This window comes from Micromonospora zhanjiangensis (assembly GCF_042650605.1).
GTDB lineage: Bacteria > Actinomycetota > Actinomycetes > Mycobacteriales > Micromonosporaceae > Micromonospora_J > Micromonospora_J zhanjiangensis.
Genome location: NZ_JBHSBN010000039.1, coordinates 1 through 14,254 on the forward strand (window position 1 = coordinate 1; position 14,254 = coordinate 14,254).

The 14,254-nt window shown below is 67.1% G+C and carries 21 protein-coding genes; 9 read left to right on the plus strand and 12 right to left on the minus strand.

Translation table 11 applies throughout. The annotated features are described in order from the left end of the window. Positions 1 to 205: 205 nt before the first annotated feature. The 4 genes from ACFOX0_RS30965 to ACFOX0_RS30980 are packed head-to-tail and all read right to left on the minus strand — an operon-like array spanning position 206 to position 1,815. On the minus strand, positions 206 to 637 hold the full coding sequence (locus ACFOX0_RS30965; protein ID WP_377552640.1) for a hypothetical protein: 432 nt from the start codon (positions 635 to 637) through the stop codon (positions 206 to 208). Beyond that, on the minus strand, positions 612 to 1,280 hold the full coding sequence (locus ACFOX0_RS30970; protein WP_377552642.1) for a hypothetical protein: 669 nt from the start codon (positions 1,278 to 1,280) through the stop codon (positions 612 to 614). The genes ACFOX0_RS30965 and ACFOX0_RS30970 overlap by 26 nt, the downstream gene beginning before the upstream one ends. A gap of 5 nt (positions 1,281 to 1,285) precedes the next feature. After that, positions 1,286 to 1,546 carry a hypothetical protein gene (locus ACFOX0_RS30975; protein ID WP_377552643.1) on the minus strand — a complete coding sequence of 87 codons (261 nt, stop codon included), beginning with the start codon at positions 1,544 to 1,546 and terminating at the stop codon, positions 1,286 to 1,288. Positions 1,547 to 1,551: 5 nt separating this feature from the next. Beyond that, entirely contained in the window at positions 1,552 to 1,815 is a 264-nt protein-coding gene (locus ACFOX0_RS30980; RefSeq protein ID WP_377552645.1) for a hypothetical protein, read from the minus strand. A 357-nt stretch (positions 1,816 to 2,172) separates the two neighbouring features. Between ACFOX0_RS30980 and ACFOX0_RS30985 the strand changes: the two genes are divergently transcribed. Then, the gene (locus tag ACFOX0_RS30985) at positions 2,173 to 2,745 is read left to right on the plus strand and encodes a hypothetical protein (RefSeq protein WP_377552647.1); all 573 of its coding nucleotides are present in this window, start codon (positions 2,173 to 2,175) and stop codon (positions 2,743 to 2,745) included. A 123-nt stretch (positions 2,746 to 2,868) separates the two neighbouring features. Here the strand turns inward: ACFOX0_RS30985 and ACFOX0_RS30990 are convergent, their stop codons facing one another. From ACFOX0_RS30990 to ACFOX0_RS31010, 5 genes are all read right to left on the minus strand, one after another. Continuing rightward, on the minus strand, positions 2,869 to 3,297 hold the full coding sequence (locus ACFOX0_RS30990; protein ID WP_377552648.1) for a hypothetical protein: 429 nt from the start codon (positions 3,295 to 3,297) through the stop codon (positions 2,869 to 2,871). Between the two features lie 28 nt (positions 3,298 to 3,325). Then, positions 3,326 to 3,562 (minus strand): GntR family transcriptional regulator, encoded by a 237-nt coding sequence (locus tag ACFOX0_RS30995; RefSeq protein ID WP_377552649.1) that lies wholly within the window; start codon positions 3,560 to 3,562, stop codon positions 3,326 to 3,328. A gap of 4 nt (positions 3,563 to 3,566) precedes the next feature. Then, positions 3,567 to 3,794 carry a GntR family transcriptional regulator gene (locus tag ACFOX0_RS31000; protein WP_377552651.1) on the minus strand — a complete coding sequence of 76 codons (228 nt, stop codon included), beginning with the start codon at positions 3,792 to 3,794 and terminating at the stop codon, positions 3,567 to 3,569. 91 nt (positions 3,795 to 3,885) lie between these two features. Beyond that, the gene (locus ACFOX0_RS31005) at positions 3,886 to 4,086 is read right to left on the minus strand and encodes a helix-turn-helix transcriptional regulator (RefSeq protein ID WP_377552653.1); all 201 of its coding nucleotides are present in this window, start codon (positions 4,084 to 4,086) and stop codon (positions 3,886 to 3,888) included. Positions 4,087 to 4,110: 24 nt separating this feature from the next. Then, positions 4,111 to 4,335 carry a GntR family transcriptional regulator gene (locus tag ACFOX0_RS31010; protein ID WP_377552655.1) on the minus strand — a complete coding sequence of 75 codons (225 nt, stop codon included), beginning with the start codon at positions 4,333 to 4,335 and terminating at the stop codon, positions 4,111 to 4,113. Between the two features lie 435 nt (positions 4,336 to 4,770). On the opposite strand from ACFOX0_RS31010, the gene ACFOX0_RS31015 reads away from it, so the two are divergent. Together ACFOX0_RS31015 and ACFOX0_RS31020 are read left to right on the plus strand one after the other, a co-directional pair. Then, entirely contained in the window at positions 4,771 to 5,652 is an 882-nt protein-coding gene (locus ACFOX0_RS31015; protein WP_377552657.1) for a helix-turn-helix domain-containing protein, read from the plus strand. Then, complete coding sequence (locus ACFOX0_RS31020) at positions 5,645 to 6,025, plus strand: DivIVA domain-containing protein (RefSeq protein ID WP_377552658.1); 381 nt, start codon at positions 5,645 to 5,647, stop codon at positions 6,023 to 6,025. Before ACFOX0_RS31015 ends, ACFOX0_RS31020 begins: the two co-directional genes overlap by 8 nt. A 14-nt stretch (positions 6,026 to 6,039) precedes the next feature. Here ACFOX0_RS31020 and ACFOX0_RS31025 read toward each other — a convergent pair whose 3' ends face one another. After that, a complete protein-coding gene (locus ACFOX0_RS31025) occupies positions 6,040 to 6,303 on the minus strand; it encodes a hypothetical protein (protein ID WP_377552659.1) in 264 nt (87 codons plus the stop codon). A 522-nt stretch (positions 6,304 to 6,825) separates the two neighbouring features. Here ACFOX0_RS31025 and ACFOX0_RS31030 point away from each other — a divergent pair. From ACFOX0_RS31030 to ACFOX0_RS31045, 4 genes are all read left to right on the plus strand, one after another. Then, positions 6,826 to 7,416 carry an SLATT domain-containing protein gene (locus ACFOX0_RS31030; RefSeq protein WP_377552711.1) on the plus strand — a complete coding sequence of 197 codons (591 nt, stop codon included), beginning with the start codon at positions 6,826 to 6,828 and terminating at the stop codon, positions 7,414 to 7,416. 53 nt (positions 7,417 to 7,469) lie between these two features. After that, complete coding sequence (locus ACFOX0_RS31035) at positions 7,470 to 7,868, plus strand: hypothetical protein (RefSeq protein WP_377552661.1); 399 nt, start codon at positions 7,470 to 7,472, stop codon at positions 7,866 to 7,868. Then, on the plus strand, positions 7,865 to 8,911 hold the full coding sequence (locus tag ACFOX0_RS31040; protein WP_377552663.1) for a hypothetical protein: 1,047 nt from the start codon (positions 7,865 to 7,867) through the stop codon (positions 8,909 to 8,911). Before ACFOX0_RS31035 ends, ACFOX0_RS31040 begins: the two co-directional genes overlap by 4 nt. A gap of 165 nt (positions 8,912 to 9,076) precedes the next feature. Then, positions 9,077 to 9,418, plus strand: coding sequence for a hypothetical protein (locus ACFOX0_RS31045; protein WP_377552665.1), 342 nt, complete (start codon positions 9,077 to 9,079; stop codon positions 9,416 to 9,418). A 64-nt stretch (positions 9,419 to 9,482) separates the two neighbouring features. Here the strand turns inward: ACFOX0_RS31045 and ACFOX0_RS31050 are convergent, their stop codons facing one another. Further along, the gene (locus ACFOX0_RS31050; protein WP_377552667.1) at positions 9,483 to 10,289 is read right to left on the minus strand and encodes a DUF4352 domain-containing protein; all 807 of its coding nucleotides are present in this window, start codon (positions 10,287 to 10,289) and stop codon (positions 9,483 to 9,485) included. Between the two features lie 399 nt (positions 10,290 to 10,688). Between ACFOX0_RS31050 and ACFOX0_RS31055 the strand changes: the two genes are divergently transcribed. Next, positions 10,689 to 10,988 carry a hypothetical protein gene (locus ACFOX0_RS31055; RefSeq protein ID WP_377552669.1) on the plus strand — a complete coding sequence of 100 codons (300 nt, stop codon included), beginning with the start codon at positions 10,689 to 10,691 and terminating at the stop codon, positions 10,986 to 10,988. Between the two features lie 56 nt (positions 10,989 to 11,044). Here the strand turns inward: ACFOX0_RS31055 and ACFOX0_RS31060 are convergent, their stop codons facing one another. Further along, complete coding sequence (locus ACFOX0_RS31060) at positions 11,045 to 11,572, minus strand: phosphotransferase family protein (RefSeq protein WP_377552671.1); 528 nt, start codon at positions 11,570 to 11,572, stop codon at positions 11,045 to 11,047. 146 nt (positions 11,573 to 11,718) lie between these two features. Here ACFOX0_RS31060 and ACFOX0_RS31065 point away from each other — a divergent pair, with 146 nt between their 5' ends. Beyond that, positions 11,719 to 14,235, plus strand: a complete 2,517-nt coding sequence (locus ACFOX0_RS31065; RefSeq protein WP_377552673.1) for a GmrSD restriction endonuclease domain-containing protein — start codon at positions 11,719 to 11,721, stop codon at positions 14,233 to 14,235. Positions 14,236 to 14,254 lie beyond the last annotated feature (19 nt).

Here is a 14,254-nt window from a genome sequence, read left to right on the forward strand (position 1 = left end):
CTTCTGTTGTGATCAACCTTGCTTCGACAACAAGATGATCAACCAGGAGCCACGGGCACCCTCACGCCGGGGTCCACCCTGGACAGACTGACGGCCTCAGCCGACCCCCATCAACTTCGGTGAGCCGGCATGCATCGACCTTGCAAGGAGGATTCGACAACATGGTGGATGCGGCGGTATCTATACCGCCGCAACCACTGAACGCTTAAAGGTACCTTGCTGCCGTCTGCTCCACCTCTGCGATGAAACCCTCAAGCTGTTGCTCGGTCAGGTTCTCGTCCTGCAGCAAAGCACCGAGAAGGAAGGTCTGTGCGCCGAGCGCAAGATCCGCACTGATGTTGTCCACCAATTCGGGTTCGCCGAGCACCGCGCGAATCAACCCCTCCATCTCCAACGCTGGCAACTCGTCGCCGTTGGGCACCTGGGACCGGACCTCGGCCACGAACCGTGCGACGTCCGCCGCGCTCGCCTCGGAGCCGAACCGTCGGTGGACCGCGATGGCGAAGGCCGCTCCGATCGTCTGTAGGCCGCCGGCCCAGCCTTGGCGACCCAACTCGGCGGTGAGACGGTCGGCCGTGCCCCAGTCCCGACGAGCCAACGCCCGGATCAGGTCACTCAGGTCTGTCTTGATGCTCACGCTTCTTCAACCTCGCTAACCACGTGTCGACTACCTCAGTTGTCTTGAGGATGACTATCCCAGCAGCCAGGCCCACGACGACGATATGGCCGGCGGTTTCGGCGGCGTCGATCTTCGCGGGCGGCTGTACGGGCGGAGCTGTGGGTACGGTCGTGCCTGTTGACTGCGATCCAGAGGGACCATGCCGATCTCGGAGGGACTGGAGGAACGTCTGGACCGTGTTGGTGGCGTTCTCCGCATGATCTTTGAGATCGTCGGCTTTCCTTGTCAACCTGTTCAGGTAGCTCTCGATACCAGGAGTGGTACTTGTACGACTGACCGTGTCCGAGACAAGTTCTTCGCCGGTGGGTTGGGCTGAATCGGTAGCCTTCCTGGTCGGGGCGGCCCCGGGGACGATGGTGTTGACGTACGCGGTCAGGTGGCCGCTGGTTTCGGCGAGCAGGCGGGCAACCTTGCCGGCCTTCTCAGCGGCGGTGATGCTCTCGGAGACGGCGCCCCGCACCGCGGGGTGGTCGCTTCCTCCGCCGGCTTCGCGGTAGTGAGTCTCGGCCTGGCGGGCGTCCGCCTCGGAGCGGGCGGCGGTGATCGCGGCGGTGTCGAGTTGCTCGATAGCGCTCTTCAGCCGGGCGAGAACCTCATCCAATCCGCTCATCCGATTGCGTCCAGGTAAGCAGTGCTGTGTTCGGCGGCGGCGTCCAACCGGCGCAGGGTCAACTCGATCTCGTGGGCGGCGGCCTTCAACCCGGCGCGGGTGCGCTGCACGTGCGCGTGTTCACTGCCTTCCAGCGTGGGCAGGGCAATGCCGGTGGCGTCGAGCAACTGAGCGTTGGCCTGTTCGAGCGTGCGACGAGCATCCTTGACGGCCTTGTTGCCGCGCCGAAGGGTTGCCTTGACGTCCTCGATGGACATGGCGGTCAGCCGAGAACCTGGACATACTCCCGGGCGGCTTGGGAACCGCCTTGTACCAGCGCTGCGGCCTCGGCCAGGCGCTGCCTACTCTGCTCGCCACGAGCGAGTGCTTCGGCGATCTTCGGGTGACCGGTGCCGGCCGAAGCGGCCCGCAACAGGCCGAGCATCTGGTCGATGCCGGCAGCAGCGGCCTGGATCTGGTTGACGGTCTGGTTGCCGTGCTCTGCGGCCTGCAGCAACGCAGCCTTCACCTCTTCGATGCTCGACATCGACGCTCCCCAGAATGTGATCACGCTTCACTTGTTGAGCGGACACTATCTGAGATGGTCGAGCGCACGCAGCCCTGTTCGTCCGTGCAGCAGTGGCCGTCTCGGATTCGGCGATGATGGACAACTGTCAATTCTTTGACATCTGAGGTTCCTGCGGGCAGTGATGATGACCGCATGCCTCGATGTCGTGCCCGATGTCCGGACAATACGCTCTGCAAGAATCGGGTAAGGGTGCCAGGCGCGAGATGTCACAAACATCCTGGCCTGCCGGAGGCAGGACCGCGACACCCCAAGGAGCCAAAGCGCAGACGCCGGCCGCAGGGCGCCCCTGCGCGGCGCTCTGGGAGAAGTAGCCCGGTGGGCGGTCGGCGGGCCGAGGCGCAGGAGCGTCGCCGCCAGGAACGGGTCGAGAAGGCTGCCGAGTTTTGCGTGGCAGCTCTGAACGACGGGTGGGCCGACGTCGTATCTGAGCGTGTCACCGATTACGTGACCGAGGCGACGTGGGAGCAGCTGTTCAGCCGGCGACGGCGGCGCAGGTGCAAGCTGCTGGCGCAGCTCGCCGCAGCGATCCTTGCGGGGAAGAAGAAGCTGCACGACCTGATCGGGGCGATGGCTGGTTGGCTCGTGTCCCTACTCGGGGGTGACCGGGTCGTGCAATCCTTCGCCCGTCAGCTCGCGTCGAACATCCCGCTGCCACCCGACGCCAAGATGGTGGCCGCCGCGCGGGGCCTCCAAGTGGTCGGGGTGCTGTTGTGCATCGTCAACGGCGACGAGTTGACCAGGTGTCAGTGCTTCATCGACCTTGCCCTCGAAGAGACCAAGACCCAGGTCAAGAAGATACTCTTGGCGGCCATGGAGGACTGGACCGGCCTGGCGCAGTTCCCGGTCAAGCCTTTGGTCTTGGAACGGGGCACGTACGGAGCTTCCTGACGCGACGCCCCGACAGCGGTCCCGCTGACCGGGGACGGGACGAGGCTGGACTGTCGTCGGTCGGCAGTTCGGGGACGGTCGTGTTGTGGGTGCGGCGTCCCAGTGGCCGGGGTTTACCCGCCGCTACGGGCGCTCGGCCAGTTCCACGGCTTCGGCAAGGATGGCATCAAGGCCCTGGTCCGTGAAGCTGTCTTCGCCGAGCACCTTGTGCACGGTGGCGGCTTGAATCCGTCCGATCATTTGCGGGTCGATGTCGTAGCCGACCGTGGGATCGATGGTTGACATGATGAGGGTCTCTGCTTGGTCCGCGTCGATGTTTGGGGCGTCGTGGCCGAGTTCGGCGCGCATCTCGGCGACGAATTGGATCACATCAGCCCGGCTGGCATCCTCGCCGAAGCGCCGGTCGACCGCGAGGAAGAAGAGCGCGGCGAGGAATCGCGGAAAGTCATTCCAGTCATTGGCGTCGAGGCGTTCTTCGACGCGGTCGTTCTCGACGTGATGCCCTTTCACCATCGTCCGGAGGTAGGCGACCATTTCGGGAGTGATCGTCATCGCTCTTCTCCTCATGGTGTCTCTTGACCTACCGGTCGGGTGCCGACGCGTCGACCACGAAGACGCCGATGCCCGGCCGGCCGACCAGCTCGCCAAGCTCGATCATCGTGTCCAAAGCCCGCCGAACGGTCATGTGGCTGGTGTTGTACTCCTCGGACAGCAGGCGAACGGAGGGCAGCTTGCTTCCCGGCGGGTAGATGCCGGTCCGGATCTTCGCGCGTAGATCGTCCCTGATCTGACGCCAGAGCGGCTGGGCGTAAGGCATGCTGTCAGCCCGGGTCGCCGGCTACGAAGACGCCCAATCCCTGCCGGCCGACGAGTTCGCCGGCCCCGATCATGGAATCCACGGCTCTCCGGACCGTCGCGGAGCTGGTCGAATGCTGATTCATCAGCTCCCGGGTGGTGGGGATCTTTTCGCCCGGCTTCAACAGGCCGGCCTTGATCCTGGCCCGGAGATCATCGCGGATGTCTTTCCAGAGGGGCTGGGCGTACGGCATGCGGTCAGCTCCGCTCTCCGATTACGAACACGCCGATCCCTTGCCGGCCTTGCAGGAGCCACAGCGGCATGTACGGCGCCATGAGCCCCGGTTACTTTTCCGAGTTCTGCGGGTCGGGCCGGTGGTCCTTGATCCACCGTTCCACGTCCTCGGCGAGCCAGATCCGGCCGACCGACAGGACAGCCGCCGGGTCCGGGAACGACTTCGAGTTGGTGATCTGGTAGGCGCGCGTACGGGAGACGCCGAGCAACTCCTGCACTTCCTGGCTCGCCAGCAACCGGAGCTTCCTCACCCAGGCATGGTAGGAGCAGGTGCCCTACGAGTTTCGCCCCGAGGGGTCGGCCACGAAGACCCCGACGCCTTGCCGGCCTTCCAAGACGCCGGCCTCGGTCAGAACCTCGATGGCCTTCCGGACGGTCAGGCCCGAGGTGTCGTACTGCGCGGCCAACTCCTTGGTCGTCGGCAGCTTGTCGCCAGGCTTGAGGATGCCGGCGGCGATCCGGTCCAGGATGTCCTGCCGGATCCTTCGCCACAGCGGCATGTACGGCACCATGGTTCGAACTCCACCACAGCCCACTTCATGCCATGCAACCAATGCCTTGTTTAAATCCTATAGATGCTTCCCATGCTTTACATGTATTCTGTCCAAACAATGGTGCAGTCAGCGAGGGGAGCGGCATGGGTAGGCGGTGGAAGTGGTTCTTGCGGCCAGGGAAAGTCGTGATCGACTCGGTCGGGCCGGTCGTACCGGATGGCGACCCGCGGGGGCGCGGTCGTCGGGCGGGTGCTCCTGTCCGCGTACCCGATGGGCGGGTGACCTCGCGGTGTGACGGCGCGGTGGTCTACGAGCGGACCGGGCGGTGGCCGGTGAACGCGGCGCGCAACCAGCGCGCGGACCGTTACGACCCGCGGCCGTCCGGTGGGCGGTCCGGCGGGCCGCGCCGGGGGAGCGGCCCGGTCGAGGGGCGGGGTGCGGATGGCTGACGACCAGGGGTCGACGGTGCCGCGCCGGCAGCTCGGGCGGGAGTTGCGCCAGCTGCGGATGGAGGCGCGGATGACCCTCGACGGTGTGGCGGCGGCGTTGCAGTGCAGCCGGCAGAAGTTGTGGCGGATCGAGTCTGGCATCGGCGCGGCGCGGGCGCCCGAGGTGCGGGGCATGTGTGAGCTGTACCGCGCGACGCCCGAGCTGACCGGCGCGCTGGTCGGCCTGGCCGGCGAGACGCGGGCGAAGGGCTGGTGGCACCGCTACGGCGATCCGGTCCCCGCCTGGTTCGACCTGCACGCCGGCCTCCAGGCCGCCGCGTGCCGGCTGCGCGAACACCACGACACGCTCGTCCCCGGCCTGCTGCAAACCCGGAGGTACGCGTCCGCGGTGTGCCGGCCCCGCCCGGACCTCACCGCCGACGAGCGGGACCACCTGCTCGAGGTACGGCTGCGCCGGCGGGACCTGCTGCTGCGGCGACTGCCGCCGGCGCCCCGGCTGGAGGTGATCGTGTCCGAGGCGGTGCTGCTGCGCGCCGTCGGCGGTCCGGCGACGATGGCCGACCAGCTCCGTCACCTGATCGAGGCCAGCCGGCAGCCGCACATCAGTGTCCGGGTGCTGCCGTTGGCCGCCGGCCTGCACGACGGTGCCGTCGCCGGGGCGTTCACGCTGCTGGACTTCCCGCCCGGCAACCGGATCGACCCCGAACCGCCCGTGGTCTACCACGAGTCGTTGACCGGGGCGTTGTATCTCGACCGGCCGGCCGAGCTGGCCGCCTACGAGCAGGTCTGGGCCAGCCTCGACGCGCTCGCCCTGGACTCCGAACAGTCCCGACGGCTCGTCGAGAAGATCCTCGTGGAGGTCCATCGTGGCTGACCTGACCGGTGCCGGGTCGCACACCGGCGCCCATTCGCGCACCGGCGCCACCGGCGGCACCGTCTACCGGGCTGGGCGGTCCGGGCGGCTGGGGCCACGGCAGATCCGCGGGGCGCGCTTCACCGTGCGCCGGTTCGGCCGCCGCGGGGTCGACCCCGACGAGGTACGCCGCTTCCTGGCCCGGGTCGCCGACGAGGTGAGCGACCTGCACGCCGAGCTGGCGGCCAGCCGGGACGAGGCGAACTGGTTGCGGTTCGCGTTGCGGGAGTGGCAGGCCGGTTTTCCGTACGGCAACGAACGCCGCACCGACTACGGCCGTGCGTCGCGGCCGGGTCTCGTGCCACGCCAACCCCGACGGTACGACGGCGGCTGACCACCCGCCGACCGTCAGGACAGGAGCAGCCGTTCAAGACGCTCGACCGCGCGCAGTGCCTCACCCCGATGCTTGGCCTGTTTGAGCCAGCCGGGCAGGCGGGACACCACCGAGGCGCTCGCCGTGCCGTGCCGTTCCCGAAGCCCGGCCTGCAGGAAGCTCTTCAGATAGGCGAGGTGGCGCGAGTTGAAGGCCCAGAGCGTCTGACCTGCGCATGGGGTCTGCAGCCACAGCGGTAGACCAAAGCAGTTGTCCACCAGAGCCGCCGGTACCGTCATCGGACGCAGCTCATAGCTCGTGTTGGTCGCGGCACCGCAGCCGTCGCACTGCAGAGTGACAAAGCGGCGAGGCGGTGCCGCATTCGCCGTAAGTTCGACATGTGTCCAGCGGCCACAGTTGCCGCACCGCCGTCGCGCGCTGACAACCACCGGCCCAGCCCAGTTGGTGGAAACGTGTCGTCGGCATCGACCACATCCACAGCCGGGCGTCCTCAGTTGTCGGCGGGAGAACCCGCAGGCCATGCAGGCAACCGTCGCCGGCTCCCAGCTCCGGCCGGTATGGTCCCAGTCCCGCGAGACCTTCGCCGCGCCGCCGCACTGCGGGCATCGAACGACGAACTCACCGGAGAACCCGGGCAGCCACCGCCCGTCGTCAACGAAGCGCCCCTTCACCACGGGTCGAGTGTAGGTAACAGCATCGGACGCGGCTTCGAGATTTCAGAGCCATCGGCCACTATCGCTGTGTGGTCCGCGATCCGACAACAGGTTGGCATCGTCGTCACCGTTGCTCATGCTGAGTCGATGCGATGGTTCGCACGAGGCGCCCCACCCGAGGTCACCCGATCGGAGAACGGCCTGTACGAGCTGATCGGCTGTCGGGTCGACCTACCTCTGCATGAAGTGATCGTCCATTTCCGGGACCTGGTATCGGCGGACATTACGTGGGCGGACTCGCGCAAGGACCGTTACCGGATGTCGTCCTCCTGGGTCCGGATCTTGTCCGTGGCCCTGGCCGCCGTGTCGACCGTGGTGTTGGGACTCGGCCGGATCGAGGACCGAGCGGAGATCGTGCTTCCCCTGGTCGCCACCGTGACCGTGCTCGGCACGATGGAGAGCTTCTTCAACTGGCGGCCGCGGTGGGTGACGATGGAGGAAACCCGGTACCGCTTGAACAAGCTCCGCGATGAGATCGACTACTACCTCGCGGTCACCCCGTCGACTGACGTGACACGCGACGTTCTCGACCGGTTCTTCGAGGAACAGCAGCGGATCTGGCGTGACGTCAGTCGCCGTTGGATCGAGTTGCGCTCGTTGGACGCCACCGAGCCGTACGGTCACGCCACGCAGTTCCGTCCGCCGGATGCCGGCTGGCGGCCACCGGAGCCGCCGTGACTCAACTTCGGTTGGGGCAGTCGGATCAGTGGAGAGCTGACATCATGCCTACCATGGGTGAGCTTTCTGACGAGATTGCGGAGCATCGCCGCCGAGTGCTCCAGATGGCTGCCGAGGTGCGGCAGGAGTCCATCGGGTGGCGCCACCAGCTGCAAGCTCAGATGGAAACCCTGGACGAGGACTCTTCCGGGCAGGACGACCAGGATGACCCGCGACCCGCCGGAGCACCTGCGCAATACGCCGCGGTCAGGGACCGCGTTTCTCGCGGTGAGCTGAACTGGTTCGATGTCCTGGCCGGACGCGCCGACGATCCGGACGCCCGAGCGGTGCACCTGTGGGCAGATGCGCGGATGGAGTCGGCCCGGCAGGCATGGCGCTTGCTGGAAGCCGGCGCCTCGCTGGAGGAGGCCGTCGCCGACGTGGAACACGGACATCGGGGCGAGCGGCGATGACCGTCCAGGTCGAGACTCATTACCTGTACGGATATGCGGTACAGCTGGAAGCCGACAAGGACGACGCGCTGGTGACCATCGAGGAGTACTGCCTGCAGCAGTGCCGCAACTTCGATGGACTTGACGGCACCCTCTACCCGGCACGTTTCGGCCTGGGAAGCCTCGCGGATTCGATGTCGGAGTTCTGCGACGCCGCGAAGCGGGGGTTGTGGCTGACGGCTCACGATCTACGGACGGCCGCGCAGGCGTACGCCAACTCGGACTTATCAGCGGCCGAGCGGCTGTGGACCGCGGGCCGGGCGTGGTCGAAGCCTCATGGATACCGCGAACAGGATCTGGTCCGATGTGACACCTTCTCAACCGGTGCCGAGGTCACGCTCGCCCCTCCTCCGTTCAATTCGCGGGTCGGCGAGGTCAAGGACTCGGTCTACCAGCTGGTTGGCACGATCAACGATTGGGTCGCGCGGCTGACCGGCTATGACCTCCTGGCGAAGCTGCTCCCGCTGACGCTCGGGGATTCCGGCGCGGTGCGGCGGATCGGGGCCGCCTGGAGTGAGATGGAGCCCGCCTTCCGAGCGGTGGCGGCCGACCTCGGGCACGGCATGGATGTCCTGTCGACGCATTGGAACAGCGATTCGGGTGCCACCGGCGGCGCGTCGAGCGCGTTCGACTACCACATCCGCCAACGGTGGATCCCGGCCTTCGAAGCTCTTGCCCAGGTGTGTGATTCTGGCCAGCAGATCTGCGAGGCGATGGCCACCGAGTACGAGTACGTTGTCGAGTCACTACTGTTCGCGCTCAACTTCTACTCGAAGCGGATCAAGAAAGCGCTGAAGACCGTCATGACCGCTGAGAAATGGTCGACGTTCCTGTGGAACCTGTGGCAGTTGGTCTCCACCATGTGGCAGATGATCGAAGATGCCTACCACCTGATGGTCAAGCAGCTGACGGTCTTCAAGGAGGCGATCGAGATGATGGTGGCGAACCTGATTGGCATGCGGAACCTCATGAGGGGCGATTTCGACGCCCTGAAGACCCTGTGAGGCGGAGCGGTGGAAACCGTAGCGAGCCCTGACGGCCGGCGGTGGCGGGCGGGACGGCGTCGGCTGGCGTGGCAGCCTCGGCTGCCACGGTGGGTCAAGAAGCTGTGGTGGGTCGCCGACGGACTGTCCGACCCGATCACCGGCCTCCTGGCTCTCCTGGGAGTTGTGGCGCTGCTGCCCGGGTTGCTCTGGTTCGGCGTCAACTGGCTGGCGTGCATAGTGGCGACGCCGTTCGCCTGGCTCGGCAGGGTCGCGTTCAGCCGGCCATGGCCGGTCGTCGCCTATCCGCTGGACAACAAGCGCGCAGAGTACTGGGGGAGTGCCGACGGCGCTGCCGCCGCCGACGCTCTGGCGCAGCGAGTGGCGCGCGAGATCCAGGACAGGGGACAGCCCGTTTCGCTGGCCGCGCCAACCACTTCGCCTGACTTCGCGCAGGACCTACCGCAGGAGCCCGTGATCAATCGGATCGCGGGCACCAGCCGCAGCAAGACCCGTGGGTGCGACTGATCCCCGCCCCCGCCCCCGCCTCCGGTTGCCGTCGCCAGGTCACGCCTCTCTGTCGGGCGAGCGATCAGAGGGTGACGACGGCGTCCTCGGCGAAGGTGAACAGGCCGGCGTCGAAGGTGATCGTCTTCAGCTTGGTGCCCTTCGGCACGTCGAAGTAGACGTTCGCCTTCACCGAGTTTCCCGGGTTGATCTCATCGAGGAAGCCCTTGGCGTCATCGTTGCCGTAGATGGCGGCCTCTCCATCGACGTCGTACTCCCGACCGGAGGCGTCATGTGCGGTGATGGTGCCGTCGGCGTGGAACAGCTTCGCGCTCTTAGTGACATTCATGGCGGTCACGCTGAGCCGGCAGAAGGTGCCCTGCGCCTTGTGGTTCAAGTAGCTGTTGCCGACCTGGGAGATCCCGCACTTCACGCTGTTGACGGTGAACTCGAAGTCGCCGCCGCGCACCTTGTCGCCGATGCCGAAGGTCTTCGGCTTTGCCGGTGCAGGGGCTGCGGTGGTCTTCGTCGGAGCGGGCGTCGCGGAACTCGCTGTCGGGGCCGCCGCGCTCGGGGCCAAGGTGCTGGGGTTGACGGCGGGGGTCTCCTTGCTGGCCGAGATGCCGTCGGTCTTTTTGCCGTCGCTGGCAAGGCCGATCGCCATCGAACCGCCGCAGCACAGCAGCACGAACACACCAGCGCCGATGAGGGTCGGAAGCAGCCAGGAGGGACGCTTCTTGGCGGCGGGAGGCGGCAGGTACTGGCCGGGAGGCGGCGGGTAGTGGCCGGGAGGCGGTGGCAGCTGGCCGGCGGGAACCTGCGGGAGCTGAGCGGTCGGCGGCATCGGCTGCTGGCCGGGCTGATTCTGTGCAGGGTCGTAGGGGGTGTTCATGCGTGAGGTCTCCCAGTTATATGTCACGCTGCCAGTACTGAGCGCAATGCCACCGACGTTCTCACAGCTTTCCATCGAAGCCCTCCACCAGCTGTGCTGACATGGACGCCGGTTGCCTAGGGCAACATCCGATCGGCCGACCCGCCGTCCGACGATGAGTTACCGCGAAGTCACGCGCATTCGGGGTCGCACCGCGCTGACGGCCGCGACCCTCCCAAAGGCGGTCGTCATCTCGCTGCCCTTTGCGATCGTCAGAGATAGGTCGGGATCGCAGATCCGAATGTCCAGTGATTGTCAAGAAGCTGACCGAAGGCGCGGGAGATCCACGGCCTGGCGTAGCCGGTCGTCGCCGCCGGCCCGTGGCTCACGGGCCGCAGGTTCCTCACCCTCACCCTGCACATGCTCGACGCGCGGTCGGTCGAGCAGGCCGTCCTGGAGGGCTACCTGCGGCAGATCACCGCCGCGCACCCGGACGCGCCCGTCCCCGCCGTACACCGGTCGGACGCCCTGCTGGACGACGCCGCGCGGTTGCGCGGCCGGATGGGTGACGACGCCTTCTTCGCCGGCCTGCGCGAGGCCGGCGACGGGCCCGGCGGCGCCGGGGTCGGCCTGGCCGCGCTGAAGGCGCGGTCCGAGGGCTGGACTCCGCAGCGGTACGCCGACGCCGCGCCGATGAAATCCGCCACCTGGCTGGCGTAGTCGTCCTGTGCGGCCGCCCGGGGCGACGGCGCCGGCATGGCCGGGCGGCGATGGCGTCAGCGTCGACGGGCGGCGACCCACTGGGCGAAGCCAGCGCGTACCTCGTCCGTCCCGATCGGCGTCGCCATTCCCCAGAACGGCCGGGCGGCGTTGAGCTTGCCGGTCATCGACCGGACCATCTCATCCTCCGGGTACGGATACGGCCCGCCCGCCACGAACAGTTGCGAGTACCGCACGGTGTCGACGATCGACGACTTGATCCGCTCGTGCCCGAGGTACGCGTCCAGGTCCGGCTCCCACGCGGCGACATGCCCGCCAGGCATGATCTCCTGCCAACGGCTCAGCAACGTCGCCTCCTCCACCGGCAGGTACGCCATCTTGTGCAGGTGAACGGCCAGGTCGTAGACCGGGTCCGCCCACAGTGCCAGCTCCCAGTCCAGGAACATGCTGGCCCCACCATCGACGATGATGTTCTTGCGGTGCACGTCGGCGTGCACGCAGACCGACGGCCGGTCGGTCAGCGTCGGCCAGACGTCGTCGAGCACCGCGAGCGGCCGCTCCGGAATCCCGAACCGTTCGAACAACGGCCGGTACTCGTCCAGGACCGAACCGCCGAGCGCTCAATGCCGGAGTGGTCCAGCCTGGAGTCGCGTATCCGACTCATGTACGGGGGCAAGTTTGTGCATCTGATTGTGTTGCCGGACAGCCCACGCATATGGAGGTGCATGGCATGGTTGCCGCCCACGAGACGACGCTGCGGGAGTTGCTGGAGGGCGCCAAGCAGTATCGGGTGCCGCTCTACCAGCGGACCTACTCGTGGACGGACTCTCAGCTCGGGCGGCTCTGGGAGGACATCCGCAAGCTGGCCGAGGAACGGGCCGAGGACCCCAGCCTCACGCACTTCATCGGCTCGCTGGTGCTCGCGTCCAGCCCGACGCATGGGCCGTCGGTGTCCGAGTTCCTGGTGGTGGACGGTCAGCAGCGGCTCACCACCCTGTCCATCCTGCTCTGTGCCATCCGTGACCACCGGGCGAAGCACGAGGATCCGGACCATCGGGACCGCATCGACCAGGAATACCTGATCAACAAGTACAAGCCCGCCCACCGGTTGAAGCTCGTCCCCACCCAGGCCGACCGGGCCGCCTACGAGGCGTGCCTGGAGGCGACGCCGCAGGCGGGCGGCAGCGACCAGGTCGGCGCGGCGTACCGGTTCTTCGCGGCGCAACTCGTCGCCGTCGACGACCCGGACGACCCGATGGACATCGAGCGCATCGAGGACGCGGTCATCTCGGGTATGGCACTGGTCTCGGTCGTCGCCCAGGCGGGCGACAACGTCTACCGGATCTTCGAGTCGCTGAACAACACCGGTCTCAAGCTCACCCAGGCCGACCTGCTGCGCAACTACCTGTTCATGCGTCTGCCCAACCGCGGCGAGGCCGTCTACGACTCGCTGTGGTTCCCGCTGCAGACCCAGCTGGACTCCGGCGAGCTTGAGCAGTTGTTCTGGCTCGACCTCGTGCACCGTAACCCCGAGGTCAAGCAGACCGACACCTACACCGGCCAACAGGCCCGGCTCGACGGGCTGCACACCGAAGCGGAAATCGAGGCCGAGGTCCGCCGATTCTGTCGGCTCGGCACTCTGCTCCGGGTCATCCTGCACCCCAAGGAGGAGGAAGACCCGGAGGTGCGGCGGCGGTTGACCCGGCTCAACGCCTGGGACACGACCACCGTCTATCCACTCCTGCTGCACCTGTTGGACCGGCGGCAGCAGGGGACGGCAACGTCCGAGCAGATCGCCTCGGCGATGCTGTACGTCGAAAGCTACTTCGTCCGGCGCCTGCTGATCGGTCGGGCCACCGCGAGCATCAACCGGATCCTGCTGCGCATCGTGACCGACATGCGGGCGGACCTACCGGTTGACGAGGCCGTACGCGCATATCTGTCCGTCGGCCGGAAGTACTTCGCCACCGATGCCAGCATCCGCGAGGCGGTGCGGTCGATCCCGTTCTACCTCAACGGCCGGGCGACCCAGCGGAAACTGGTGCTCCAATGGCTTGAGGAGTCCTACGGCAGCAAGGAACCGGTGGCGGCGGACTCGCTGACCATCGAGCACGTCATGCCGCAGAGCCCCACCACCGAATGGCGAAAGGCACTGAGCGAGGATCTGCAGGGCGAGGAGAGCTTCGCCGAGGTGCACGAGGCGCTGGTCCACACGTTGGGGAACCTCACCCTCACCGGCTACAACGCCGAGCTGAGCAACAGCTCCTTCCTGGTCAAGCGGGTGCAGCTGGGCAAGAGCGGGATCTCACTGAGCCGCGACATCGCCGACCAGAAGCGGTGGGGGCGCCCGGAAATCCATGCCCGCGCCGACACGCTCGCCGAGCGGATCATCGCGCACTGGCCGGGCCCCACCGAGGAGGCGGGCAACCGGTCCGAGGTGCCCTGGGACGTCATGAACAAGGCGCTCGCCGCGCTGCCCGCCGGCGCCTGGACGGCGTACGGGGACGTGGCCGCACTGATCGGCAGCCACCCGATGCCGGTCGGCGTCCGGCTGGCCAGTCACCCGGCACCGAACGCGCACCGGGTCCTTCAGACCGAGGGCACGCTGTCGCCGAACTTCCGGTGGCTCGACCCGTCGCGCAAGGATGATCCGCATGACCTGCTGCGCGCGGAGGGTGTCGAGTTCGACAAGTACGGGCGGGCGAGCCAGTCGCAGCGCATCGGGGTCGAGGAACTGGCCCAACTCGCCGGCATGCCCCAGCAGGACGCGTCGGGACAGCTCCTGCGGCCTAGGTCCAGCCACAACAACGCCCTCGACGACCGGTTCCTCGAGCAGTTGACCGACCTTCAGGACGCGCAGGTCGCGCACGCCACCGTCGCCGTGCTCGAAGCCTGGACCGACACGGGCGGCATGCTGCTCTACGGGACCGGCGGCGAGACGTCGTGCTTCCTCATGGCGCGAGGTAAGGACCATGAGCTCGGCAACATCTGGCCCGCGACGATCTACCCGAGCGGAAAGTTCGAGATCGTCTTCCAACACCTGAGCACCCGGACGCCGTTCGACGACATCGCACTCAGGCAGGAGTTCCGCCGCCGGCTGAACGAGTTGCCGGGCGTCACCATCGCCGCCGCCAAGCTCGCACTTCGTCCCGGCTTCCCCTTGGACGTCCTGGTCAACGCCACGGCGCGCCAGGCGCTCATCGAGCACCTCGGCTGGTTCTACCGGCAGGTACATCCCGGAGCCTGAATTCAGCCGTTGGAGTTGA

Bases quoted from the DNA above. Each gene is read 5' to 3' on its own strand.
- ACFOX0_RS30975 (WP_377552643.1), bottom strand. From the start codon at position 1,546: ATGTCCATCGAGGACGTCAAGGCAACCCTTCGGCGCGGCAACAAGGCC.
- ACFOX0_RS30980 (WP_377552645.1), bottom strand. From the start codon at position 1,815: ATGTCGAGCATCGAAGAGGTGAAGGCTGCGTTGCTGCAGGCCGCAGAG.
- ACFOX0_RS30990 (WP_377552648.1), bottom strand. From the start codon at position 3,297: ATGACGATCACTCCCGAAATGGTCGCCTACCTCCGGACGATGGTGAAA.
- ACFOX0_RS30995 (WP_377552649.1), bottom strand. From the start codon at position 3,562: ATGCCTTACGCCCAGCCGCTCTGGCGTCAGATCAGGGACGATCTACGC.
- ACFOX0_RS31000 (WP_377552651.1), bottom strand. From the start codon at position 3,794: ATGCCGTACGCCCAGCCCCTCTGGAAAGACATCCGCGATGATCTCCGG.
- ACFOX0_RS31010 (WP_377552655.1), bottom strand. From the start codon at position 4,335: ATGCCGCTGTGGCGAAGGATCCGGCAGGACATCCTGGACCGGATCGCC.
- ACFOX0_RS31015 (WP_377552657.1), top strand. From the start codon at position 4,771: ATGGCTGACGACCAGGGGTCGACGGTGCCGCGCCGGCAGCTCGGGCGG.
- ACFOX0_RS31025 (WP_377552659.1), bottom strand. From the start codon at position 6,303: ATGACGGTACCGGCGGCTCTGGTGGACAACTGCTTTGGTCTACCGCTG.
- ACFOX0_RS31030 (WP_377552711.1), top strand. From the start codon at position 6,826: ATGCGATGGTTCGCACGAGGCGCCCCACCCGAGGTCACCCGATCGGAG.
- ACFOX0_RS31035 (WP_377552661.1), top strand. From the start codon at position 7,470: ATGGGTGAGCTTTCTGACGAGATTGCGGAGCATCGCCGCCGAGTGCTC.
- ACFOX0_RS31040 (WP_377552663.1), top strand. From the start codon at position 7,865: ATGACCGTCCAGGTCGAGACTCATTACCTGTACGGATATGCGGTACAG.
- ACFOX0_RS31050 (WP_377552667.1), bottom strand. From the start codon at position 10,289: ATGAACACCCCCTACGACCCTGCACAGAATCAGCCCGGCCAGCAGCCG.
- ACFOX0_RS31055 (WP_377552669.1), top strand. From the start codon at position 10,689: ATGCTCGACGCGCGGTCGGTCGAGCAGGCCGTCCTGGAGGGCTACCTG.
- ACFOX0_RS31065 (WP_377552673.1), top strand. From the start codon at position 11,719: ATGGTTGCCGCCCACGAGACGACGCTGCGGGAGTTGCTGGAGGGCGCC.